The organism is Paraburkholderia fungorum (assembly GCF_046026025.1).
GTDB classification, from domain to species: domain Bacteria; phylum Pseudomonadota; class Gammaproteobacteria; order Burkholderiales; family Burkholderiaceae; genus Paraburkholderia; species Paraburkholderia fungorum_E.
Window position 1 is genome coordinate 56212 of the sequence record NZ_JAQQFL010000005.1, and the last position, 21516, is coordinate 77727.

Annotated in this window: 21 protein-coding genes; 7 read left to right on the top strand and 14 right to left on the bottom strand. The window is 62.6% G+C overall.

What is annotated here, in order from left to right; genetic code table 11:
* The first annotated feature begins 344 nt into the window (after nucleotides 1-344).
* Nucleotides 345-866: a hypothetical protein gene (locus PQR67_RS07815; RefSeq protein WP_408457188.1), complete on the top strand. Its 522-nt coding sequence runs from the start codon at nucleotides 345-347 to the stop codon at nucleotides 864-866.
* A gap of 298 nt (nucleotides 867-1164) precedes the next feature.
* Here PQR67_RS07815 and PQR67_RS07820 read toward each other — a convergent pair whose 3' ends face one another.
* Nucleotides 1165-1428, bottom strand: a complete 264-nt coding sequence (locus PQR67_RS07820; RefSeq protein ID WP_408456670.1) for a hypothetical protein — start codon at nucleotides 1426-1428, stop codon at nucleotides 1165-1167.
* Between PQR67_RS07820 and PQR67_RS07825 the strand changes: the two genes are divergently transcribed.
* Both PQR67_RS07825 and PQR67_RS07830 read left to right on the top strand, forming a co-directional pair.
* Complete coding sequence (locus tag PQR67_RS07825; protein WP_408456673.1) at nucleotides 1427-2515, top strand: porin; 1089 nt, start codon at nucleotides 1427-1429, stop codon at nucleotides 2513-2515. The two genes, PQR67_RS07820 and PQR67_RS07825, sit on opposite strands and share 2 nt — an antisense overlap.
* 225 nt (nucleotides 2516-2740) lie before the next feature.
* Nucleotides 2741-3679: a LysR family transcriptional regulator gene (locus PQR67_RS07830; RefSeq protein WP_408456675.1), complete on the top strand. Its 939-nt coding sequence runs from the start codon at nucleotides 2741-2743 to the stop codon at nucleotides 3677-3679.
* Nucleotides 3680-3773: 94 nt separating this feature from the next.
* On the opposite strand, the gene PQR67_RS07835 is transcribed toward PQR67_RS07830, so the two are convergent.
* Nucleotides 3774-4733 carry an NAD(P)H-dependent flavin oxidoreductase gene (locus PQR67_RS07835; RefSeq protein ID WP_408456677.1) on the bottom strand — a complete coding sequence of 320 codons (960 nt, stop codon included), beginning with the start codon at nucleotides 4731-4733 and terminating at the stop codon, nucleotides 3774-3776.
* A 321-nt stretch (nucleotides 4734-5054) separates the two neighbouring features.
* Here PQR67_RS07835 and PQR67_RS07840 point away from each other — a divergent pair, with 321 nt between their 5' ends.
* The gene (locus PQR67_RS07840; RefSeq protein WP_408456680.1) at nucleotides 5055-5945 is read left to right on the top strand and encodes an alpha/beta fold hydrolase; all 891 of its coding nucleotides are present in this window, start codon (nucleotides 5055-5057) and stop codon (nucleotides 5943-5945) included.
* Nucleotides 5946-6072: 127 nt separating this feature from the next.
* Here the strand turns inward: PQR67_RS07840 and PQR67_RS07845 are convergent, their stop codons facing one another.
* On the bottom strand, nucleotides 6073-6543 hold the full coding sequence (locus PQR67_RS07845) for an Lrp/AsnC family transcriptional regulator (protein WP_408456683.1): 471 nt from the start codon (nucleotides 6541-6543) through the stop codon (nucleotides 6073-6075).
* Between the two features lie 114 nt (nucleotides 6544-6657).
* On the opposite strand from PQR67_RS07845, the gene PQR67_RS07850 reads away from it, so the two are divergent.
* Nucleotides 6658-7557, top strand: coding sequence for a DMT family transporter (locus PQR67_RS07850; protein WP_408456685.1), 900 nt, complete (start codon nucleotides 6658-6660; stop codon nucleotides 7555-7557).
* Between the two features lie 354 nt (nucleotides 7558-7911).
* Here PQR67_RS07850 and PQR67_RS07855 read toward each other — a convergent pair whose 3' ends face one another.
* The 6 genes from PQR67_RS07855 to PQR67_RS07880 form a co-directional block, all read right to left on the bottom strand.
* Nucleotides 7912-8832 (bottom strand): MBL fold metallo-hydrolase, encoded by a 921-nt coding sequence (locus PQR67_RS07855; RefSeq protein ID WP_408456688.1) that lies wholly within the window; start codon nucleotides 8830-8832, stop codon nucleotides 7912-7914.
* Nucleotides 8829-9332: a MaoC family dehydratase gene (locus PQR67_RS07860; RefSeq protein WP_408456691.1), complete on the bottom strand. Its 504-nt coding sequence runs from the start codon at nucleotides 9330-9332 to the stop codon at nucleotides 8829-8831. Before PQR67_RS07860 ends, PQR67_RS07855 begins: the two co-directional genes overlap by 4 nt.
* A complete protein-coding gene (locus PQR67_RS07865; RefSeq protein ID WP_408456693.1) occupies nucleotides 9329-9556 on the bottom strand; it encodes a DUF1289 domain-containing protein in 228 nt (75 codons plus the stop codon). The genes PQR67_RS07860 and PQR67_RS07865 overlap by 4 nt, the downstream gene beginning before the upstream one ends.
* Before the next feature lie 4 nt (nucleotides 9557-9560).
* Nucleotides 9561-10082: a YbaK/EbsC family protein gene (locus PQR67_RS07870; protein ID WP_408456696.1), complete on the bottom strand. Its 522-nt coding sequence runs from the start codon at nucleotides 10080-10082 to the stop codon at nucleotides 9561-9563.
* A gap of 39 nt (nucleotides 10083-10121) precedes the next feature.
* On the bottom strand, nucleotides 10122-11048 hold the full coding sequence (locus tag PQR67_RS07875) for a hydroxymethylglutaryl-CoA lyase (RefSeq protein ID WP_408456698.1): 927 nt from the start codon (nucleotides 11046-11048) through the stop codon (nucleotides 10122-10124).
* Nucleotides 11049-11132: 84 nt separating this feature from the next.
* Entirely contained in the window at nucleotides 11133-12074 is a 942-nt protein-coding gene (locus tag PQR67_RS07880) for a 2-hydroxyacid dehydrogenase (RefSeq protein ID WP_408456701.1), read from the bottom strand.
* Nucleotides 12075-12355: 281 nt separating this feature from the next.
* On the opposite strand from PQR67_RS07880, the gene PQR67_RS07885 reads away from it, so the two are divergent.
* Both PQR67_RS07885 and PQR67_RS07890 read left to right on the top strand, forming a co-directional pair.
* The gene (locus PQR67_RS07885) at nucleotides 12356-12958 is read left to right on the top strand and encodes an RBBP9/YdeN family alpha/beta hydrolase (RefSeq protein WP_408456704.1); all 603 of its coding nucleotides are present in this window, start codon (nucleotides 12356-12358) and stop codon (nucleotides 12956-12958) included.
* A 109-nt stretch (nucleotides 12959-13067) separates the two neighbouring features.
* Nucleotides 13068-14093 (top strand): sulfate ABC transporter substrate-binding protein, encoded by a 1026-nt coding sequence (locus PQR67_RS07890; protein ID WP_408456707.1) that lies wholly within the window; start codon nucleotides 13068-13070, stop codon nucleotides 14091-14093.
* A 96-nt stretch (nucleotides 14094-14189) separates the two neighbouring features.
* Here PQR67_RS07890 and bioB read toward each other — a convergent pair whose 3' ends face one another.
* The 5 genes from bioB to PQR67_RS07915 form a co-directional block, all read right to left on the bottom strand.
* Nucleotides 14190-15290 (bottom strand): biotin synthase BioB, encoded by a 1101-nt coding sequence (gene bioB, locus PQR67_RS07895; RefSeq protein WP_408456710.1) that lies wholly within the window; start codon nucleotides 15288-15290, stop codon nucleotides 14190-14192.
* A gap of 34 nt (nucleotides 15291-15324) precedes the next feature.
* Nucleotides 15325-16056 carry a dethiobiotin synthase gene (gene bioD / locus PQR67_RS07900; protein WP_408456713.1) on the bottom strand — a complete coding sequence of 244 codons (732 nt, stop codon included), beginning with the start codon at nucleotides 16054-16056 and terminating at the stop codon, nucleotides 15325-15327.
* Entirely contained in the window at nucleotides 16053-17237 is a 1185-nt protein-coding gene (gene bioF, locus PQR67_RS07905) for an 8-amino-7-oxononanoate synthase (RefSeq protein ID WP_408456716.1), read from the bottom strand. Before bioF ends, bioD begins: the two co-directional genes overlap by 4 nt.
* Nucleotides 17237-18586, bottom strand: a complete 1350-nt coding sequence (gene bioA / locus PQR67_RS07910; RefSeq protein WP_494471407.1) for an adenosylmethionine--8-amino-7-oxononanoate transaminase — start codon at nucleotides 18584-18586, stop codon at nucleotides 17237-17239. The genes bioF and bioA overlap by 1 nt, the downstream gene beginning before the upstream one ends.
* Nucleotides 18587-20070: 1484 nt before the next feature.
* Entirely contained in the window at nucleotides 20071-21345 is a 1275-nt protein-coding gene (locus tag PQR67_RS07915; RefSeq protein ID WP_408456722.1) for a dienelactone hydrolase family protein, read from the bottom strand.
* Nucleotides 21346-21516 lie beyond the last annotated feature (171 nt).

Here is a 21516-nt window from a genome sequence, read left to right on the forward strand (position 1 = left end):
TCCACTGCCGTTTTAACAATCCAGCAAAAAATCCGCCTGCAATTCGTCATACCCAAAGCCGATCCGCGGATCGCGGTTTAGCCCGTCACACAAGCTGCTTCAAGGCTTTCGCGCAAGAGCTCTGTCGCGGAAAAACATCGCAGTAACAAGGTGTTACAACAGCCGCCGAGGCCTAACACTTTTTGGCTCGACACCTTTTGCCGACAACCATAAATTACTGATCAAAGGCCATCGGGATGCCCCGCGCCGCGGTAGATCCGCAGTGCTCGCGCCGGTCCCAGAACAAGTCCATCGCAGCTCGAACGGTGGACTTCAGGCAAGTCTTCGGGCATGTGAGTCACTTGGTGGACGGGTTGTCGAGAACGAAGCACTGGGCGTTGGGCGCGATTATTGCCGCGCTGTGCTCGTTCGCCTACGCAAAAGTGCCGGGCATGCCGCACGGCGGCGGTGGCTCGCACGCGGCGTTCGGCCACGCAATGCGGGGCGATGCGCACAGCGGCGGCGGCTACCGTGGCGTCGCCAACGTCAGGCAGCCTCGCAACAACATGGCCGACAACAACGCGCACTTGCCGCGCGGTGGAATGAATTTCGCCAACGGCCTGGGCGGTTACAACCCGGGCGTGCGTCGTGTTGCCGGCCCGGCTGGATACCCCAACGACGGCCGCGGCGGAATGCAGTACGCCGACGCTATGACACCGGTGAGCGCCGAATCGCGCGGGGTGCCACGTCCGCCGCCTAATGCGCCGATTCGCACCGGCTCGATTCGTGCCGATGTCGCCCGCTACAACGAAGAGCGCGGCGCCTCGCGTGCCATGCAGCGCCAAGGGGACGATCCCCGTCAGCAGGAAGGTCCTTACCGTAACTGATGGCGGCGTTGGCGTCCGGTTCGTCACCTGCGCTGGATTCACTCCCACACCGCTTTTCGTCTCACCGCATTTCCCGCGCTTCCTCCGCCAAATCCGCGTTTCCGGTTCTCAAACCGGTTTGCTGCCGGATTGTGCGTCACAGCTAGTCAAAACTCCCCTGTCAATGTGACGTTTCGACGCCACACTTTTTTGAAAACATCCGCCAGCAAAGCGCCTCCCGTTGTCAAATTTGGTCGATTTTGGCGCGGCGCGTCATCCGTATGTCATTTGAACCGTTATCACCCGGTCGGGCGCAATCTCAGTAACGCTTTGCGCCGAACTGCGCGGTCCGCGGCGATGCGGTGACGGCATGTGTGGCCACCGGTTTATCAGGCCGATAAATGACAAAACTAATCAGATCGCTATACCCGCAATAACCCACGATATTTTTGTCCATAAAAATGGTCCGCAAAGATGGTCCCGCCCAGATTGGCTCGATGATCGAACGGACAACAACAAAGGTTCGCGCGAGTTCCCCCTTTCGCACAGCCGCACCCTTTTTGACAAAGACAGGAGAACCCATGAAAACAAGCATCAGCAGTGCGCTGAAGACCACCCTCAAGGCAACCGCGTGTGCCGCTCTGCTGGCCAGTGCATCGTCTGCTTTTGCGCAATCGAGCGTGCAACTTTACGGTCAGGTCGACGAATGGGTTGGCGCGCAGAAATTCCCGGGCAACAAGACGTCCGTGCAGGTGTCCGGCGGCGGCATGTCGACGTCGTACTGGGGCTTGAAGGGGGCTGAGGATCTGGGCAACGGCTACAAGGCGATCTTTGCGCTGGAGGGCTTCTTCCTCGCGCAAAACGGTCAGTACGGCCGCTTCACGGGCGACACGATGTTTTCGCGTAACGCGTACGTCGGTATCGAATCGCCGTACGGCACGGTGACGGCAGGCCGCCTGACCACGCCGCTGTTCGTGTCGACGATTCTGTTCAACCCGTTCATCGACTCGTACGTGTTCTCGCCGATGGTGGCCCACGTGTACCTCGGCCTCGGCACGTTCCCGACTTACACGACCGATCAGGGAGTGACCGGTGACTCGGGCTGGAGCAACGCCGTGTCGTACGCATCGCCGAACTTCAACGGCTTGTCCGCGACGGCGATGTACGCGCTCGGCAATACGGCGGGTGAGAACGGCTCGAAGAAGTGGAGCGGCCAGGTGCTGTACTTCCACGGCCCGTTCGCGGCGACCGCGGTGTATCAGTACGTGAACTTCAACAACGTGCCGGGCGACCTCGGCAGCTTCAGCACGTCGGGCGTGCCGGGCCTGAAGAGCCAGAGCGTGGCCCAACTCGGCGCGACGTACGACCTGAAGTTCGTGAAGTTCTATGGTCAGTACATGTACACGTATAACCAGCAGACCATTTCGAGCTGGCACGTGAACACGGGGCAGGGCGGTGTGACGGTACCGGCCGGCCCTGGCTCGGTGATGGCGTCGTACGCCTATTCGCGCGACAGTGGCGGCCTCAACCAGACCCGTCAGACCGCTGCGATCGGCTACGACTATCCGCTGTCCAAGCGCACGGATGTCTACGCGGCTTATATGTACGACAAGATCACCAGCCAGTCGAGTGGCAACACGTACGGCGTCGGTCTGCGCGCCAAGTTCTAAGCGTCTGGATCACGGCGGGCGGCGCTTGCGAGCAGGTGCCGCGAAACGCCAAGCCTGCCGAAACCGGCAAGCACACGCAACATCGGCAAAGCCCGCCTTCCCCGGAAGGTGGGCTTTGCCGCTTCTGGCGTCCATTCTTCGTATCCGCACCGGCTCGATTTGCCGCCCGGCCTTTGATAAACCCGGCAGAATGGCGTCGATTAATTCCTGAAGCGAGCGATTGAGATGGATACCCTCGTCAGCATGAAAGTGTTCCGCCATGTGGTCGAAGTGGGCAGCTTTGTCGGCGCGGCCGAACGCATGGAGATGTCGGCGGCGATGGCGAGCAAGCACGTCATGCATCTCGAACAGCAACTCGGCGCGCGTTTGCTGAACCGCACCACACGCCGTGTTGCACCGACCGAGGCGGGTCGCGAATACTACGAACGCCTGAGCCAGGTGCTCACTGAACTCGAGGAAGCCGAGCAGGTGGTCGGCGCGGCGAGCGTCGTGCCGCAGGGGCGTTTGCGGGTGTCGTCGTTGTCGGCGTTCGGCTTGAGCCACGTGATGGCCGCGGTGGCCGACTATGCCGCGCAGTATCCGCAGGTCACCGTCGACATGACTTTGTCCGACCGCGTAGTCGAACTGATCGAGGAGGGCTTCGATGTCGCGATCCGGGCATCGCCCACCGGGCTGAAATCGTCTTCGCTGATCGCCCGGCAGATTGCGACTGCTCATCTGGTGCTGTGCGCGTCGCCGGCCTATCTGCGCCGGCACGGCACGCCGAAGACCGTCGCCGATCTGGCGCGTCACAACTATCTGCAGTATGCGGGCGTGTCCGCGCTCGACATCATGCCCGCGACCGGCGATGCCTCGTCGCGCGTGCGGCTGTCCGGCAATCTGATCGTCAACCAGCTGGAGGCGCAGCGCGTGATCCTGCTGCAAGGCGCGGGCGTTGCGATGCTCGGCACCGAGGTGATCGGTGACGACCTGGCGGCGGGGCGGCTTGTGCCGCTGCTGGTGGACGACGTGCCGCCGCGCGAGTTGCCGATCCATGTGGTGTATGCGAGCCGCCGGCATCTGTCGGCCAAGGTGCGCTCTTTTGTCGACTTCCTGGCCGACCGGTTCGCGAACGAATCGCTTTGGCCCTCGCTCGAGCAGATCAAGGCGCTGGCTGTGCGGTAGGCGCGTTGCCCGGCCATGCCGGGCGGCGCCTCCTGCGTTGTGTTACCGCCGCGATGCCGTTACCGCACCTCATCGCACCGCACCGCACCGAGCCTTATCGCGCGATACCAAGCCGCGCTTTCGCGTCGTTATATTCCTGCGACAAACGCCGAACCAGTTCATCGACACTCGGCACGTCGTCCATCAGGCCGACGCCCTGGCCTGCGCCCCAGATGTCCTTCCACGCCTTCGCCTTGTCGCTGCCGAAGTTCATCGCGGTCTTGTCCGATTCCGGCAGCGCCTCCGGGTCCAACCCGGCGTTCACGATGCTTTCGCGGATGTAGTTGCCGTGCACACCGGTGAACAGGTTCGTGTAGATGATGTCCGACGCCGTGGAGTTGACGATCGCCTGCTTGTAGCTGTCGACCGCGTGCGCTTCTTTAGTCGCGATGAAACGCGTGCCCATGTAGGCGAGGTCCGCGCCCATGGCCTGCGCGGCGAGAATCGAGCCGCCGTTGGCGATCGAGCCGGACAGCACGATCGGGCCGTCGAACATGCGCCGCACTTCGCCGACCAGCGCGAACGGCGAGGTCGTGCCCGCGTGGCCGCCGGCACCCGACGCCACCAGGATCAGCCCGTCGACGCCCGCTTCCAGCGCCTTCTGCGCATGCCGAAGGTTGATCACGTCGTGCAGCACGATGCCGCCGTAACTGTGCACCGCGTCGACGATCTCGCGCGCCGGTGCGCGCAGGCTGGTGATGAAGATCGGCACCTTGTGTTCGACGCACACGCGCACGTCGTGCTCGAGCCGCGTATTCGACTGATGAACGATCTGGTTGACGGCGATCGGTCCGATGATCGCATCGGGATGAGCCGCCTTGTGCTCGGCGAGCTGTGCCTGAATCTGCGTGAGCCATTCGTCGAGCAGTTCGGCCGGGCGAGCATTCAACGCGGGGAACGAACCGACGATGCCGGCCTTACATTGAGCCAACACGAGTTCGGGATAGCTGACGATGAACATCGGCGAAGCGACGACGGGCAGCGCGAGTTTTTGCAGGACGGCGGGCAATGCCATGGTGCGAGTCTCCTGATGAACGGACCGGTGCGATGTAGAGCGCCCGGCGATAATGAGTTTAGCGGCACATGGCCTGGGGTGCGTCGAGACTGGCCGGCGTCATGCTGCCGCCGCGATCTCACCACGGGTTTGCCATGGGTCTGCCACACTCGCTCAAAAATTTAAGAACGATCGTTCGATTATAGGCGAAGCTGCCGTACCCTGCAGTTTTGAACAGTTGGAAGGAGTGTTCAGGTTCTATGCTTGCGTGGGCTATCCCACTGCGCGCCGACACATTGCGCTCCTACAATGCTTTGACTCCCAAACGACAAGAGACCTGCTATGGCCTTCGAGGATTTCGCGCCCTTTCGCGTCGCCGTGGGCGACGTCGATATTTTCGGAGTGAAGGGCGGCGCGGGGCCGCCCCTGCTGTTGTTGCACGGCCATCCTGAGTCGCATCTGATCTGGCAACGGTGCGCCGCGCAACTGGCGCAGCACTTCACCATCATCGCCACCGACTTGCGCGGCTACGGCGCTTCGGGCAAACCGCCCAGCGACGCCGACCACACGCCCTATTCGAAACGCGCGATGGCGGCCGATCAGGTTGCCGTGATGCGCCACTTCGGCTTCGAGCGTTTCCTGGTGTGTGCCCACGATCGTGGCGCCCGGGTTGCGCACCGGATGGCGCTCGATCATGCCGACGCGGTCGAGCGTTTGATGCTGCTCGACATTGCGCCGACGCTCGCGATGTACGAGGCCACCGACCGCACCTTCGCGACGCTTTACTTCCACTGGTTCTTCCTGATCCAGCCGGAACCGCTGCCGGAGACGCTGATCGGCGCGAACCCGGCTGCCTATGTCGATAGCGTGATGGGCAGCCGTCACGCGGGCCTCGCGGCCTTCGCGCCCGAAGCGCTCGACGCGTATCGCCACGCCCTGGCGCAACCCGGCGCCGTGCATGCGATGTGCGAGGATTACCGGGCTTCGGCGAGCATCGATCTCGAACATGATCGGGCCGATATCGAGCGCGGCCACAAAATCGGCTGTCCGCTGCGCGTGCTGTGGGGCGACAAGGGCGTGATCGAGAAATGCTTCGACGCGCTGGCGGAGTGGCGTCACGTCGCGCGCGACGTGAGTGGGCGTTCGTTACCGAGCGGGCATTACATTCCTGAAGAGGCGCCGGACGAACTGGTGACGGAAATGCTGTCTTTCTTCGAAGCGGTCGAACAGTAAGTCGAACAGTAAGTCGATCAGCAAGTCGATCAGCAAGTCAATCAATCGGCGTTTCATACGCAGGCGGGTGGCTTTTCAAGCGGGGGTGAGTGACGCGGCAGCGCGGTCGCGCTGCCGTACGTCTGGCTCAGCCTAGCGGCGGCAAGCGGCGCGCGATCGGCGTCGACTTGATGATTGCGGTGCTGGTCTCCGCACGCTCGGTGACCTTCGACAGAATCTCATCGAGCTGCTCGATCGAATGCAGATAGAGGCGGCAGACGAAGCAATCGTCGCCCGTCACCTTGTCGCATTCGACAAACTCCGGAATCCGCCGGATCACGTCTTCCACCAGATGCAATTGTCCGGGCAACGGTTTCACGCGCACGATGGCCTGCAACGTGAAGCCGAGCGCGCGTGGATCGATCTGCACGGTAAAGCGCTCGATCACGCCTTGCGCTTCGAGTCTTCGGACGCGCTCAGCCGTACTCGGTGCGGAAAGGCCCACTAGCCGCGCCAGTTCACTGACCGGCTGGCGGGCGTCCGCGGCCAGCGCGGCGAGCAGCGCGCGGTCGGTTTCATCGAGTGTCGCGGGTAGGGCGGGAGCAAGGCGTTTGGTCATGGTGGCCTTCGATTATTAGGTTCCTTCGCAGGAGCACTTAAGTTTAGCCATGTATTCGGGTGGTCGGATTAATTACACTGCTTCTCATGCAGAAATCCATTCGAGGATCAAATCATGGCGTCAAATGAGATTCGCCGCGGCGCGGCGGAAATGACCATGGCCATGCTGATGTCCGGCACCATCGGCTGGCTGGTGGTGTCGTCGCAGCAGAGCCCGTTCAACGTGGTGTTCTTTCGCTGCATCTTCGGCGGCGCGACGCTCGCGCTCGTGTGCGCCGTGCTCGGCCTGTTCAGGCGCAAGCTCTTTTCGTGGAAGATGCTCGGCCTCGCGCTGCTGGGCGGCGCGGCGATCGTCATCAACTGGGTGTTGCTGTTCGCGGCCTATTCACGCGCTTCGATCTCGATGGCAACCGCCGTCTACAACACGCAGCCGTTCATGCTGGTCGCGCTTGGCGCACTGGTGTTTCGCGAGCGCATCAGCGCGTCGACGGTGGCCTGGCTCGTGATCGCGTTTGTCGGTCTCGTGTTCGTGGTGAAGGTTGAGCCCGCGGTGCTGGCGGTGCCGGGCCACTATCTGGTCGGGGTCGCCTATGCGGTGGGTGCGGCGGCAATGTATGCGGTGTCGTCGATCATCACGAAGCGCTTGAAGGGCACGCCGCCGCATCTGATCGCGTTGATCCAGGTGTCGCTCGGCGTCGTGATGCTCGCGCCGTTCGTGCGCTTCGATGCGTTGCCGGCTAGCGGCGTGCAATGGCTTGAACTGATCGTGCTGGGTATTGTCAATACCGGGCTCATGTATGTGCTGCTCTACGGCGCGATCCAGAAGCTGCCGACCTCGATGACCGGTGCGTTGTCGTTCATCTATCCGGTGGTGGCGATCATCGTCGACCGGGTCGCATTCGGACAGACGCTCGCGTGGATTCAGGTGCTCGGTGCCGTGCTGATCCTGCTCGCGGCGGCCGGCGTGAATCTCGGCTGGCGGATCGTGCCGCAAAAACGTCTGTCCTCGACCTGATGTCATGACTGCGGTACCGATGCATCGGTAGACGATGGTACGGATTCCGTAGCGAAGGCGCGCTGCATTGTTCGTATCGACGGATCAATGACGTCCGGCTCGCACGACTACGGTGTTTCGTAGCAGGGTCTGTATGCGGCTTTAAAAGCCGGCGTCAAGCTTCTGTAGGGAAATCACCGATGCGGTCAAAAAACCCGCACGCGTATCATTCGTACCGACGCTGATCACGTCCGACAGAATTTCCGCCGCTCGCCATTCATGATGGTCGAGCGGCTTTCTTTTTGTGGCGACGGTTTTGGTGTTCCGCGTGTCTTCTGCCGCCCGGCTGTCTGCTTCGCGCGCGTCGCTGGCACGTCAACCCTGGCGTGCGACGATGCGCTCGCCATCGATTTCCAATGGTCCGTTTTTGGCCGCCAATTCCTCGACGATCGTATGCACCAACGTGGACCATTCGCCACGCGGCTTGAGCATCGACGCGGCGGCGTGCATCACGGTGGCATCGTTGAGCATTTGCAGCAAGGTGACGAAGCTCATCGCGCGAACTTCGAGCAGCTTGAACACGATCAACACCTTCAACGCATTCTTCGCATTGCGCGCCGGATCGGCCCGTAGCCACGCGACGCGCGAGAACGCCCGCTCGAGCGCCTGCCCGACGTTCGTGAAGGGGCCGCCATGGCCGGGAATCACGAGCCGCACGTCGAGCTTTGCAATGGCCTCGAGTACCGCCTGTTCTTCGGCGAAACCGCTTTCACCTTCCAGTTCGGGAAAAATTACGCCAAAGCCGTTTTCCCACAGCGCGTCCGCGCTGATCAGAATGCGTTCGTCCGCGCAATACAGCATCAACGAATGCGGATCGTGGCCCGGCGCGCCGAGCACTTGCCAGTCGAGCGCGCCGAGCCGCAGGTGCGTGCCAGGAGCGATTGTCTCGGTATAGGTGAAGCGCTCGCAGCGCTGGCCGGTGGCGCGAAACGTCAGACGGGTTTCGTCCCAGTTGCGCACCGCGCCGGCTTCGGATGCGGGAATCGCGGTACGGCACGGCCATGTCGACTGCAATAGAGCGTTGCCGCCGCAGTGATCCGAATGGAGATGCGTGTTGACGATCAGATCGAGTGACCGTGCGCCGAGCGCTTGCTTCACCAGCGCGACCGTTTGTGGCGCGTGCGTCGCGTAACCGGTATCGACGAGGGCAGCACAGGTGTCGTCGACCAGCAGCACGTTGTTCGACGAAAGCCAGCCGCGTTCGAAGACTCGGATCGATTCCGGTAACGTGATCATGGGGCGTTTTTATCCACGGTTGTGTCCGCGTTTTTGTCCGTGTCCATGCCCGAATTCGCCGCTGCTTCGGGTTTCGGCATCACAAGGATGGTCGACGTGCCGATCAACATGGTCTCACCACGCTGATTCACCACGTTTCCTTCGAGATGCGTCAGATCGCCGTTCAGACTCGGTTTCCAGTAAGCGTCGCGCACGCGCCAGGTGATCGTCAGCGTATCGCTCGCGCGGACCGCTTTCTTCAGCTTGATATCGAACTCGAGTCCGAGCGGCTGCGCGTAGGTCGAGAAATGCGTGGCCAGCAGCGCCATGAAATGCGCGGTGGGCTGCGTGCCCGACGCGATCAAACCGCCGAAGCGGCTTTGCGCGGCATATGCGTCGTCGTGATGCAGCGGATTGAGGTCGTTGACGAGCGTGGCGAACGATTTCACCGATTCGGCCGATAGTTCGAGCGTCGAGCTGAACGTCTCGCCGAGCGTCACGATGCGAGGCGCGGCGTTCATCGCCGGGCCTTTGCCTGCCTGGCCATGAACTCCGCGTGGCGTTCCTCGATCGCGTTCCAGACCGCGCGCTTCGCGTCGTCGTCGAACAGCGACCAGCCGGCGATTTCGTCGATGGTGCGCAAGCAGCCTTCGCACCAGCCGGTCGAGGCGTCCATCCTGCACACGCTAATGCAGGGTGACGGCACGGCGGCCTCGTCCTCTTCGCTATCGATGCCTGCTGTCATCGCGTTACGCCGTCTCGCGCAGCGCCACGTCGATCACCGGCGCGCCCGTCAACGCAATCAGTTCCTGCGCCGTCAGGTTGAACACTGCATGCGGATGGCCTGCAGCCGCCCACAGACTGTCCAGCGCCAGCAGATCGGCATCGATCAGCGTGACGGGTTCCGTGGCGTGACCGATCGGGCACACGCCGCCGATTGCATAACCGGTTTTCTCACGCACGAACTTCGCATCCGCACGGCCGATCTCGCCGACTTGCGCCGCCACCTTCTTTTCGTCGACGCGATTCGCGCCGCTCGCGACCACCAGCACCGGTGCGTCATCTTCGCGGCGCCGAAACAGGATCGACTTGGCGATCTGCGCAACCGAACAGCCGAGCCCGGCGGCCGCTTCGGCGGACGTCTTGCCGGTTTCCGGCAGCATCACGATCCGGCCCGCGTGGCCGCGCTCGCGCAACAACTGCGCGACGCGCCGTGCGGAATCGGGCAACGCGGTGAGATCGTCGGATTCGAGAGAAGCGTGGTCCGTCATTGTTCTATGTCCTGAATGGATGGCGGTCGATTGCAAGCGTCAAACGCAGTTGGCCTGTTCGCTGCGCGCTTTGGCAAGCAGCGCTTTGCCGGCGCGCGATACGTTAGGCCGGCCAATCGACGTCGAAATGAAATCGCCGATCGCGACGACTTGCGCGAGGTCGATGCCGGTCTCGATGCCGAGGCCGTTCATCAGATACAGCACGTCTTCGGTCGCGACGTTGCCGGTTGCGCCCTTTGCATACGGACAGCCGCCGAGCCCTGCCACCGACGCGTGATAGATCTCGATGCCTTCCTGCAACGCGGCGTAGATGTTCGCGAGCGCCTGCCCGTAGGTGTCGTGGAAGTGGCCCGACAAACGTTCACGCGGGAACACCGTGGTGAGCGCCTCGAACACTTCGCGCGTGCGCTTCGGTGTGCCGACGCCGATCGTATCCGCGATATCGATCTCGTCGCAGCCGAGCGCCGCGAAACGCTCGACCACATCGACCACCGACGCGACCGGCACTTCGCCTTGATACGGACAGCCGAGCGCGCACGACACGCTGCCGCGAATTCGCAGACCGTGTTCCTTCGCCGCCTGCGCGACCGGCGCGAATCGATCGATGCTTTCCGCGATGCTGCAATTGATGTTCTTCTGCGAGAACGCTTCGCTGGCCGCACCGAAGATCACGATCTCGTCGGCGCGCGCCGCGAGTGCGCCTTCGAAGCCGCGCAGGTTCGGCGTCAACACGGAGTAGATCGTGCCTGCCCGGCGCTCGATGCCGGCCATGACATCGGCACCGTCGGCCATCTGCGGCACCCATTTCGGCGACACGAACGACGCGGCTTCGACGTTGCGAAAGCCCGCCGCCGACAAGCGGTTGATCAGCTCGATCTTGATCGCGGTGGGGACGAAATCTTTCTCGTTCTGCAGTCCGTCACGCGGACCGACTTCGACGATTTTGACGTGTTGCGGCAAGGCCATGATGTGTCTCCTATGTTTCGGTGATGCTGTTCAAACCCATGCTCGATCCCAGCGTTCAGTATCCGCGCTTCGTATCCACCGCGCTCAGTATCCACGTTCGATATCGACTACGCCGCTCACCGTTTCGCCACGCATCAGCGCCACCATTTTTCCTGCGACCTGCGCGACGCTCTCTTCGCGCAGCGTGAGCGCGGACACGTGCGGCGTAATCGTGATGCGCGGCTCCCGCCAGAACAGATGATCGGGCGGCAATGGTTCTTCGCGGAACACGTCCAGTGTCGCGGCGGCGAGCTGGCCGCTTGCGAGCGCCTCAAGCAGATCCGGTTCGACCAGATGTCCGCCGCGTGCGACGTTGATCAGATACGCACCCTTCGCGAGCTTCGAGAAGGTGCGCCGGTTCAGCACGTCTTCTGTATCCGGCGTATGCGGCAGCAGATTCACCAGTACTTTCACGCCGTCGAGAAACGCGTCGAATTGCGTCTCGCCGGCGAAGGTCGCGATGCCGTCGATTTGCCGCGCACTGCGGCTATATCCGCGCACCGGCATGCCGAACGCCGCGACCGCTTGCGCGACATGCGAGCCGAGGACGCCGAGGCCGAGTACACCAACCGTGAAGGTCTCGCGTGGGTGCGGATCGAGCACCTCCCAGCGGCGTTCGCCTTGCAGCGTCTGATATTCGTCGAAACGACGCAGGTAGCGCAGCACGGCATGCGTCACATATTCGGCCATCTGCAGGGCCATGCCGCTGTCTTCGAGCCGGATCAACTGGGCGTTGCGCGGCAGCGTGCCGGGTTGCTCGCGTTCAAGCCCGAGGATCGCATCGACGCCCGCGCCGAGATTGAAAATCGCGCGCAGATCGTCGCGGCCGGCCAGCATCTCACGCGGCGGCCGCCACACGACCGCGAAGTCCGCGGGTTCGGTGTCGCCCGGCTGCCATTCGCGCAGTTCGGCTTCCGGCAGGGCGCGGGCGAAGTCGTGAAGCCACGCGGCGGCGTTGGCATGCTGCATGTAGAAGAGGATTTTCATACGATCCGGAGTGCGCGTGCCTGTTCGAGTCAGATGGCGGGAAAGGCCCGGTACGACGGCTGCAACGCCCGCGGCGCTTCAGACGACGCTTGCGGCATGGGGCCTCCTCCTTTTATGGATAGGCTTCATTCTACGTTTTCGACGCGGATCGCGCGCGTTTGTGCACGGGCGTGCGTTTTTTCCTCTGTGTTCGCCCCATAAACAAAGCACAAAAACTTGGTTCGCCCTTGTGGCGCCCGGCGGGACAATCAATCTCCGGATTCCGGCAGCGAGGGGCTCACATGCTTTCATGCATCAAATCGACATGGCCGCCGCGGCTCGTCACCGTTCCCGGCCTGCACGGCAGCGAGGGCGCGCACTGGCAAACATGGCTTGAACGGCAATTCGCGCGCTCGCTGCGCGTCGAGCAAACCGATTGGGAGGCGCCGGACGTCGCCGGCTGGGCGAGGTCGCTGCGCGATCTGCTCGCGCGCGAACGTGGTCCGTTCGTGCTGGCCGCCCACAGCTTCGGATGCCTCGCGACCGCGTACGCCTTGCAGCAGGCCTCGTATGCGAACGATGTGGTCGGCGTGCTGTTCGTCGCGCCCGCGAGCCCGGAGAAATTTGCCTTCGCCGGGCCGTTCGACGCGCGGCGTCTGGGCGTACCGTCGATTCTGATCGGCAGTGAAACCGACCCATGGATGTCGCTCGCCGGCTCGCGCGATCTCGCGCAGCGTTTCGGCAGCGCGTTCGTCAATCTGGGCGACGCGGGTCACATCAACACCGCGGCGGGATTCGGCCCGTGGCCGCGTGCCAAGTATTTCGTCGATACGCTGGTGCACTGCGCGGCGCCGCTGCGCTTTCGCGAGGAGACGCCTGAAATCGCGCAGCATGCGTTCATTTGAGTGCCCAGACGCGCGCAAGTGAACACGTAAGCAATCCGTTAGAATCCCGCTTCACGCTGCACGTTCGTGTGGCCGCAGTTTTTATCATCGATAGGCGGGGACAAGAAAGATGGCAGGCAACACGGGGACATCGCGCTGGCTTGCAGCCGGCATGACGGTAATCACGCTCGCGCTTGGCGGCGTATCGACGGCGCATGCGGAGACGTCGCTACTGAACGTGTCGTACGACGTGACGCGCGAGTTGTACAAGGACATCAACGCGGGTTTTATCGCGGCATATAAACAGAAGAGCGGCGAAACGGTGTCGATTCGCCAGTCGCATGGCGCGTCGAGCGCGCAGGCGCTGTCGGTGCTGCAAGGACTGCAGGCCGACGTGGTGACGATGAATCAGCCGAACGACATCGACCTGCTTGCAGAAAAGGGGCAACTGGTGCCCGCCAACTGGCGCGCGCGCCTGCCGGACGACAGCGCCCCGTACACCACGACGATGGTGTTCCTCGTGCGCAAAGGCAATCCGAAGCACATCAAGGACTGGGATGACCTCGCCAAACCCGGCGTGCAAGTCGTGATCGCCAATCCGAAGACGTCGGGTAACGGCCGCTACGCGTATCTGGCTGCATGGGGTTATCGCAAGCAGCACGGCGGCACCGATGCGCAGGCGCTCGATTTCGAAAAGGCGATCTTCAAGAACGTGCCGGTACTCGATACGGGCGGCCGCGGCGCGACCACGACCTTTACGCAACGCGGTATCGGCGACGTGCTGGTGACGTTCGAAAACGAAGTGTCGTTGATCGACACGGGCGTGGGTGCGGGTAATTTCGAAGCGGTGTATCCGTCGGTTAGCCTGCTGGCTGCGCCGCCGGTGTCGATTGTCGACAAGGTGGTCGACAAGCGCGGCACGCGCAAGGAAGCGCAGGCGTACCTCGACTATCTGTGGTCGCCGGGCGCGCAGGAAATCATTGCGGAACATCATCTGCGTCCGCGTGACAAGAATGTGCTCGCGAAGCACGCTGCCGAGTTCAAACCGATCAAGACCTTCACGGTGGAAGAGATGTTCGGCAGCTGGCAGAAAGCGCAGCAAACGCATTTCTCCGACGGCGGGACGTTCGATCAGATCATCGTCGACAAGAAGTAAGTTCTGGCCACAACGTAGAAAGGCCACCTCGGAAACGAGGTGGCCTTTTTTTATTGCGCGCGATTTATTGCACGCGTTTCGTCCGCAGCGTGGTGCTTAGTTGGGTGCTGCGTGTGCGTTGTGATCATGCGCGCAGCTATGCTCGCAACTGCTCTGATCCAGCGGCATCTGCTGCGCGGATTCCGCGCGAATCCCAAGCCGTTCGAGCAGCTTGCGGTCTGCTTCGGCCTGCGGGTTGCTGGTGGTCAGCAACTGGTCGCCGTAGAAAATCGAGTTCGCGCCGGCCAGGAAACATAGCGCCTGCAACGCCTCGTCCATCTGTTCGCGGCCTGCCGACAGACGCACCATCGCGCGCGGCATCGTGATGCGCGCAATCGCGATCGTACGGACGAATTCGAACGGATCGATGGCTTCGGTGCCGGTCAGCGGCGTGCCTTCCACCTGCACCAGGTTGTTGATCGGTACCGATTCCGGATACGGCTCCATGTTCGCCAGTTGCGCGATCAGGCCGGCGCGCTCACGGCGCGATTCGCCCAAACCGACAATCCCGCCGCAGCATACGTTGATGCCCGCATCGCGTACGCGTTCCAGCGTGTCGAGACGGTCCTGATAGGTGCGTGTCGAAATGATCTGGCCGTAGAACTCCGGCGACGTATCGAGGTTGTGGTTGTAGTAATCGAGGCCCGCTTCGCGCAGACCTTGCGCCTGATGGGTCTCCAGCATGCCGAGCGTCACGCAGGTTTCGAGACCCATCGCCTTCACGCCACGGATCATGTCCTTGATCGGCTCGAGGTGGCGGTCCTTCGGATTGCGCCACGCCGCGCCCATGCAGAAGCGTGTGGCACCGTTTTCCTTGGCGAGTTTGGCGGCGGCCAATACGTCATCGACCGGCATCAGCTTGTCGGCCTGCAGGCCGGTGTCGTGATGCACCGACTGCGGACAGTATGCACAATCTTCTTCGCAACCGCCGGTCTTGATCGACAGCAGCGTCGACAGTTGCACCGTGTTTGCGTCGAAGTGTTCGCGATGGGTTTGCTGCGCACGGAACATCAGATCGCTGAACGGCAGTTCGTACAGCGCGACGATGTCGGCGACGCGCCATTTGGCGACCGGCTTGGCGTCGGTTGCAGCGTGGTTGGCGTTCTGGATGGAGGCGGCCGTGTCGGCAGCCGCCGGAGCGATGTTCAGTTGCGTCATGTCGTCAATCCTCATGGATGGATGTGATGGGTTTTCAGCGCTGCGCGTGGCGCAGCGTCTGCAGGAGTCGGTTGATGTCGAGCTGATCCGCCGCAAGCTCGGGCGAAGCCGGGCTCAAGTGCGGCACGATACCGAGCAGAGGCGCGTCGTGTTCGTGCGCAAGCTGCTTGCGAATCGATGCGATGTTTTCGTCGGGAAACGTCATGGCCGGATCGACGCGATTGGCCACCCAGCCAGCCAGCGTCAAGCCACGCGCGGCGATTGCTTCAGCGGTGAGCAACGCATGGCTGATGCAGCCGAGGCGCATGCCGACCACCAGCACGACCGGCAGCTTGAGCGCGACAGCGAGATCGGCGGTATCTTGCGTGTCAGTCAGCGGCACGCGAAAACCGCCAACGCCTTCGACCACGACGATCTCCGCTTGCCGCACAGCCTGCGCATGGCAAGCGACGATATGGTCGAGATCGAATGTGACGTTTTCCAGCGCGGCGGCGATATGTGGCGCGGCGGGTTCTTTCAGCAGATACGGCGTGCGAATCGCCGGCGGCAGCAGGACGTTCGACGCGGCGTCGAGTTGATCCGCGTCTTCGTTATGCAACACGCCGTTCACTTCGAACGCGCCCGCTGCGATCGGTTTCATCGCGGCAGCTTGCAGGCCTGCGCGAACGAAACCGCGCAGGAGCGCGGCGGACACGAAGGTCTTGCCGATTTCCGTATCGGTGCCGGTGACGAATAGCGACAGCGCGTTTTGACTCGCGCTACTCATGCTGCCTTCGCTTCGAGTTGCTGCAAGCCCGCTTCGAGCCGGTCCAGATCCGCTTGCGAATGTGCGGCCGAAAGCGAAATACGCAGTCGCGATGTTCCTACGGGCACGGTCGGCGGACGGATCGCCGGCACCCAGAGACCCGCGCGATCGAGTGTGGCCGCGATATCGAGCGTCGCGTCGTTCGCGCCGATGATCAGAGGTTGCACGGCGGTGTGCGAATCGACCGGCAGCCACGGCGTGGCCTTAAGCATCGCGCGCGTGCGTTCGATGAGTTGCTGGAGATGAGCACGCCGCGCGTCACCTTCTTCGCCGCCGATGATCCGCAGACTCGCCGACACCGCATGCGCTGCAGCGGGCACGGAAGCGGTCGTGAAGATGTACGGGCGCGCGCGCTGCACGAGCCATTCGATCACGGTCTCATGCGCGACGACGAAGGCGCCCGATACGCCGGCCGCCTTGCCGAGCGTGCCGATCGAAATCAGATTCGGCGAGCGCAACGCGGCCTGCGCGATGGCGCCGCGTCCTTGCGGGCCAAGCACGCCGAAACCGTGCGCATCGTCGACGATCAGCCATGCGCCATAGTGTTCCGCGAGTTCGAGCAAACGCGCGAGAGGGGCGATATCGCCGTCCATGCTGAACACGGTATCGGAAACGATGACTTTGACCTCCGCGTCCGACGCATCGAGCATCGCGCTCAGGGCTTCCGTGTCGCAGTGCGGATAGATCTGCACGTCGGCGCGTGACAGGCGCGCGCCGTCGATCAGCGACGCGTGATTCAGTGCGTCGGAGAAGAGCGTCGTACCACGGCCCGCGAGCGCGGTGAGCGTCGCGAGATTGGCCATGTAGCCGGTGCTGAAGTAGAGCGCGCGCGCATTGTCGACGAAACCACCGGCGAATTCGGCCAGATCGTCTTCCAGTTGCGCATGCGCGCGCGAATGGCCGCCGAGCAGATGCGAACCGCCGCTGCCCGCGCCGTAGCGCTGCGCGCCTTCGGCGATCGCCGCGATAAGTAGTGGATGCGCGGCGAGGCCGAGATAGTCGTTACTGGCGAAGCCGATGATTGCGCGGCCGTCGACTGTCATGTGCGCGGCGCACGGCGTGTCGGCCGTGCGGCGACGACGGCGCAGCCCGCGCGCGTCGATGTCCTTCAGGCCTTCGGTCAATGTGTCGAGCAGATGCATTAGCGGGTCTCCACGAGCGTTGCTTCGAAGGTTTCGCGCGTGCGCGAGGCGAGCAGCGCGATTTCTTCGTCGTCCAGAATGTAGGGGGGCATCAGGTACACCGTCGTCGAAATCGGACGCAGCAGCAGTTCGCGCTGCAATGCGTTTTCGAAGAAGCGGCGCGAGAATGTTTTGGCTTGCTGAGCATCGTCGATCACGGCGTCGAACGCGAAGATCGTGCCGCACTGACGCAGATTGCGCACCTGCGGGTGCGCGGCGAGCGGGGCGAGCGCGGCCTTCATCTGTGCGGATTTCCGTGCGTTGACGGCGAGCACGTTGTCGCTTGCGAAGAGATCGAGCGTGGCGAGCGCCGCGCGGCACGCGAGCGGATTGCCGGTGTACGAGTGCGAGTGCAGGAAACCGCGCGCGGTATCGTCGTGATAGAAGGCTTCGAAAATTTCATCGCGCGATAGCACGATCGAGAGCGGCAGATAGCCACCGCTGATACCTTTCGACAGACACAGGAAGTCCGGCCAGACGCCGGCTTGTTCGCACGCGAAGAAGGTGCCCGTGCGTCCGCAGCCGACGGCGATTTCATCGGCGATCAGATGTACGCCGTACTGATCGCACAGTGCTCGCAATCCGGCGATATACGACGGGTCGTGCATGGCCATACCGGCCGCGCATTGCACCAGCGGCTCGACGATCAGCGCGGAGATTTTCGTGGCGCGCGCTTCGAACAGCGAGCGAACGTGATCGAGTGCGCGGCGCGCGACGTCAGCTGCGTTTTCACCTGCTTGCGCGAGGCGCGCGTCGGGAGACGCAACGACGTGCGCGTTGCGGATCAGCGGAGCGTAGGCGTCCTTGAAGAGCGCGACGTCGGTGACGCCGAGCGCGCCAACGGTTTCGCCGTGATAGCTGTTGGCGACGCAAACGAATTCCTGCTTGTCGGCGAAGCCGCGATTGCGCCAGGAGTGGAAGCTCATCTTCAGCGCGATTTCAACGGCCGATGCGCCATCGGACGCGAAGAACGCGTGGCCGAGGGTGTTGCCGGTAAGCGCGCCGAGGCGCTCAGCGAGTTCGATGGCGGGCTCGTGCGTGCAGCCCGCGAGCATGGCGTGTTCGAGCGTGTCGAGCTGATCTTTCAGGGCTGCGTTGATACGCGGGTTGGCGTGACCGAACAGGTTGACCCACCAGGAGCTGATCGCGTCCAGATAGCGGTTGTTCGCGCGGTCGTAGAGCCACGCGCCCTGGCCTCGTGCGACCGGGATGAGCGGCAGGCGTTCGTGGTGCTTCATCTGGGTGCAGGGGTGCCAGACGGCACGCAGGCTGCGGGTGATCCAGTCTTCAGGAGATGCTGACTTTTCCAAAGGGTGCTCCGGGGTGCTTTTTTGCCGTTGCATGGCGGGCTTTTTTAGGGCCTTTTCATTCGCGCCGCGGGTTTTGCTTTGCGCTGCGCGCGGCCTTGGGGTGGCTTGCGGGGTCGAGATTAGCGGTTTATTTCGTGCTGTGCACTAGGGGCTGAGGGTGGGTTTTTGCCTGCGGCGCTGGGGTTCGTGGCTGTTCGGTGCAGGTCGTTTCTGTTTTCGTGTAAAGGTCGATTTTCGACGGAGTTGACGACGGCAAAGTAGTTGAACCTTGTGGGCGGGAATTGGGGGTGTGGTTTGGTTTTTTGCTTTCGCGGTGCTTTTTTGGGTCTGTGTTTTTGTGGTTGTTGTGTCTTTGTCTGGTTTGTTTGTCTGATCGGGGGTTGTGGTCTGATTGCCTGCGCGGCGCTTGGTTTTATGCCTGCGGCGTTGGCCTTTTCTAGTTCTGATTGCCTGCGTGGCGCCTGGTTGTATGCCTGCGGTGTTGGCCTTTCCTTGCTTTGTTATTGGTTTATTAGCGTTGCCCCTGTGCGGGGCGGCACCTACTTTTCTTTGCCTGCCGCAAAGCAAAGTAGGCAAAAGAAAGCGGCTCAAACCGCTAATTCTTAAGCGGGTCCCCCGCGCAGCCACGGTAGTGGTGCATCTGGAATCCGTGTCCTCGCACACTCCGCACTAGTGACAAGGCGCTCATTCGCTCCCACTCCGCACTGCGTGCGTCGCGGACGGGTCTGCCAGGGAAACCGGAGGTTTTGCTTCGCGCAGCGGGGGCCGTCGGCTTCGCCTCGGCGAGGCGCTCGCGCACTCATTGGCGAACCCCCCGCTTCAAATGAAATGGCGATGCGCCGCATTCGTTGCGCGGGCGCAGTTATGCCGTCCCGGCGGCGATGCAACGACGAGTCACGGAGCTGGGTAAACTGCGGGGGCGAACGCTTGAAGTGTGGAAACGCCGCATTCGCTGCGTGGCCGCAGTTGTGCCTCCGGCGGCGATGCAACGAAGAGTCAGGGAACCAGGCAAACCGCGGGAGCGAAAGCTTAGCGGGTGGTTACACGAAGGATGGACGGTGCGAGCGCGAAAACGCAGCGGGGTGGTTTTATGAAAGACAGTTCGGCGCGCGCAGCGCCGCGGGAAGAATGACTGCTGTGTCACTGACGCGAAGTGTGCGGGAACACGGATTCCAGATGCACCACTACCGTGGCTGCGCGGGGGACCCGCTTAAGAGCTGGCGGTGTGAGCCGCTTTCTTTTGCCTACTTTGCTTTGCGGCAGGCAAAGAAAAGTAGGTGCCGCCCCGCACAGGGGCAACGCTAATAGACCACTAAGAAAACAAGGAAAGGCCAACACCGTAGGCATACAGCCAGGCGCCACGCAGGCAAACAAATGAACGAAAGGCCAACACCGTAGGCATACAGCCAGGCGCCGAGCAGGCAACCAGATCAAGGAAAGGAAACAGACAAACAGACAAACAACCCGCCGAGCAGGCTCAAACCTTAATTCCGACTAGCAATAGCCCGCTGACCCCCAGCAGAACCCGCCGAAGAAGACTCCGCCGTCTGCGAAACCCCATCCCCCCAAACAACAGAGTTATTCACCGCATACAACCGGCAGGGCGCCGAACTCTGCTTCTGGCAATTAGCAATAGCAACCGTCATCGGATCATCGCCACCTTCGGCCCACGACCACGCACCCGTGTCCGAGACAGCAAAAGCCCGGCTAGGATATTGATGCAGGAAATTCCGATATCCATTACGGCCGGCTTCATCGACATACGGCACCGAGTCGACCGCATCGACCGCAGCAAACCCACTCGGCTTCGGCATCGACGGATCTGCCACACGATACTGCACGCCAGTCGGCATCCCCGCCCGAGCGAGGAAAGCCTCGACCGCAGGCCACCACACATGCACGCCATCGCGATCGCCAACAAGCCGGTGCGCGTCATTCTTGTAGTTGCCGAAATCCACCATCTTCGCGCTCGCGCCGTGCGCGGCATACGCGGCGTACATGCCGGCCACCAGCGGCGCGGTCCACACCGAATCGTTATCGCCGTACAACCACAACGACGGCACCTTCGTTTTCTCACCATACGCGCCGAATGCGCGCGTCAGATTGCCCTGCCAGTCGGGGCACGCATCCTGCCGCAACCCACCCGAAAAATTGATCAAGGCCCGCACGCCCGGTGCCGCGTCAGGACCGTAAGCGATCGTTGCCAGTCCGCCGTGCGAAGTACCGGCCACCACAATGTGCGTGGCGTCCACGTACGGCTGCTTCGACATGTAATCGATCGTCGCGGCTACGTCGCCGGCCTGGTCAACGCCGTTGCGCTGGACGTCGCAACCATCCTGCTGATAAGTGCCGCCCGAATGGCCAAAGCCCTGGCGGTTCGGCGCCACCACCACGTAACCGCGACGCACGAATTCACGCGCGAACGGCAGCGGGTCGCTGCGCTCCTGCGTGCGCGGGTCACCAGGAATCTTGCCGTGGTTGAAAACGATCATCGGAAACGGGCCCGGGCCGTCCGGCTTGTAGACCGTCGTTTCGAGCGTGATGCCGCCGGCAGCGTCGACCGGCACGCGGATGATCTGTTCGTTGAGGCCGGCGGTGGGCAGATAAACGTCGTCGTCGAGCGCGATGCGCGGCACGTGCGCGCGGGTGAGAGGCCCCGCCTGGGTGTCGGCAAGCGGATCGGCGTGCGCGAGCGCGACAGCGCACATCGCCGCTGCACACGTCACCGCACACTTCCTAAGAACCTTGCTGAACACCATTGACGCACCTGCCTCAAAAACCTGCCCTGAACACCGTGATGTCTTGTCTGTCGAATGTCACCAACGTCACCGCTGACAATTGCCTTTCATCGGCGTTTTCGACAAACAAAAACACACTCGCGTACGTAGTGCGCCAAGCGCACGCACGCTAATCGAGATCGCACGGGATGA

What these genes read in the sequence shown, in the direction of transcription:
- PQR67_RS07825 (WP_408456673.1), top strand. Translation starts at nt 1,427, where the DNA reads ATGAAAACAAGCATCAGCAGTGCGCTGAAGACCACCCTCAAGGCAACC.
- PQR67_RS07820 (WP_408456670.1), bottom strand. Translation starts at nt 1,428, where the DNA reads ATGGGTTCTCCTGTCTTTGTCAAAAAGGGTGCGGCTGTGCGAAAGGGG.
- PQR67_RS07830 (WP_408456675.1), top strand. Translation starts at nt 2,741, where the DNA reads ATGGATACCCTCGTCAGCATGAAAGTGTTCCGCCATGTGGTCGAAGTG.
- PQR67_RS07835 (WP_408456677.1), bottom strand. Translation starts at nt 4,733, where the DNA reads ATGGCATTGCCCGCCGTCCTGCAAAAACTCGCGCTGCCCGTCGTCGCT.
- PQR67_RS07840 (WP_408456680.1), top strand. Translation starts at nt 5,055, where the DNA reads ATGGCCTTCGAGGATTTCGCGCCCTTTCGCGTCGCCGTGGGCGACGTC.
- PQR67_RS07845 (WP_408456683.1), bottom strand. Translation starts at nt 6,543, where the DNA reads ATGACCAAACGCCTTGCTCCCGCCCTACCCGCGACACTCGATGAAACC.
- PQR67_RS07850 (WP_408456685.1), top strand. Translation starts at nt 6,658, where the DNA reads ATGGCGTCAAATGAGATTCGCCGCGGCGCGGCGGAAATGACCATGGCC.
- PQR67_RS07855 (WP_408456688.1), bottom strand. Translation starts at nt 8,832, where the DNA reads ATGATCACGTTACCGGAATCGATCCGAGTCTTCGAACGCGGCTGGCTT.
- PQR67_RS07860 (WP_408456691.1), bottom strand. Translation starts at nt 9,332, where the DNA reads ATGAACGCCGCGCCTCGCATCGTGACGCTCGGCGAGACGTTCAGCTCG.
- PQR67_RS07865 (WP_408456693.1), bottom strand. Translation starts at nt 9,556, where the DNA reads ATGACAGCAGGCATCGATAGCGAAGAGGACGAGGCCGCCGTGCCGTCA.
- PQR67_RS07870 (WP_408456696.1), bottom strand. Translation starts at nt 10,082, where the DNA reads ATGACGGACCACGCTTCTCTCGAATCCGACGATCTCACCGCGTTGCCC.
- PQR67_RS07875 (WP_408456698.1), bottom strand. Translation starts at nt 11,048, where the DNA reads ATGGCCTTGCCGCAACACGTCAAAATCGTCGAAGTCGGTCCGCGTGAC.
- PQR67_RS07880 (WP_408456701.1), bottom strand. Translation starts at nt 12,074, where the DNA reads ATGAAAATCCTCTTCTACATGCAGCATGCCAACGCCGCCGCGTGGCTT.
- PQR67_RS07885 (WP_408456704.1), top strand. Translation starts at nt 12,356, where the DNA reads ATGCTTTCATGCATCAAATCGACATGGCCGCCGCGGCTCGTCACCGTT.
- PQR67_RS07890 (WP_408456707.1), top strand. Translation starts at nt 13,068, where the DNA reads ATGGCAGGCAACACGGGGACATCGCGCTGGCTTGCAGCCGGCATGACG.
- bioB (WP_408456710.1), bottom strand. Translation starts at nt 15,290, where the DNA reads ATGACGCAACTGAACATCGCTCCGGCGGCTGCCGACACGGCCGCCTCC.
- bioD (WP_408456713.1), bottom strand. Translation starts at nt 16,056, where the DNA reads ATGAGTAGCGCGAGTCAAAACGCGCTGTCGCTATTCGTCACCGGCACC.
- bioF (WP_408456716.1), bottom strand. Translation starts at nt 17,237, where the DNA reads ATGCATCTGCTCGACACATTGACCGAAGGCCTGAAGGACATCGACGCG.
- PQR67_RS07915 (WP_408456722.1), bottom strand. Translation starts at nt 21,345, where the DNA reads ATGGTGTTCAGCAAGGTTCTTAGGAAGTGTGCGGTGACGTGTGCAGCG.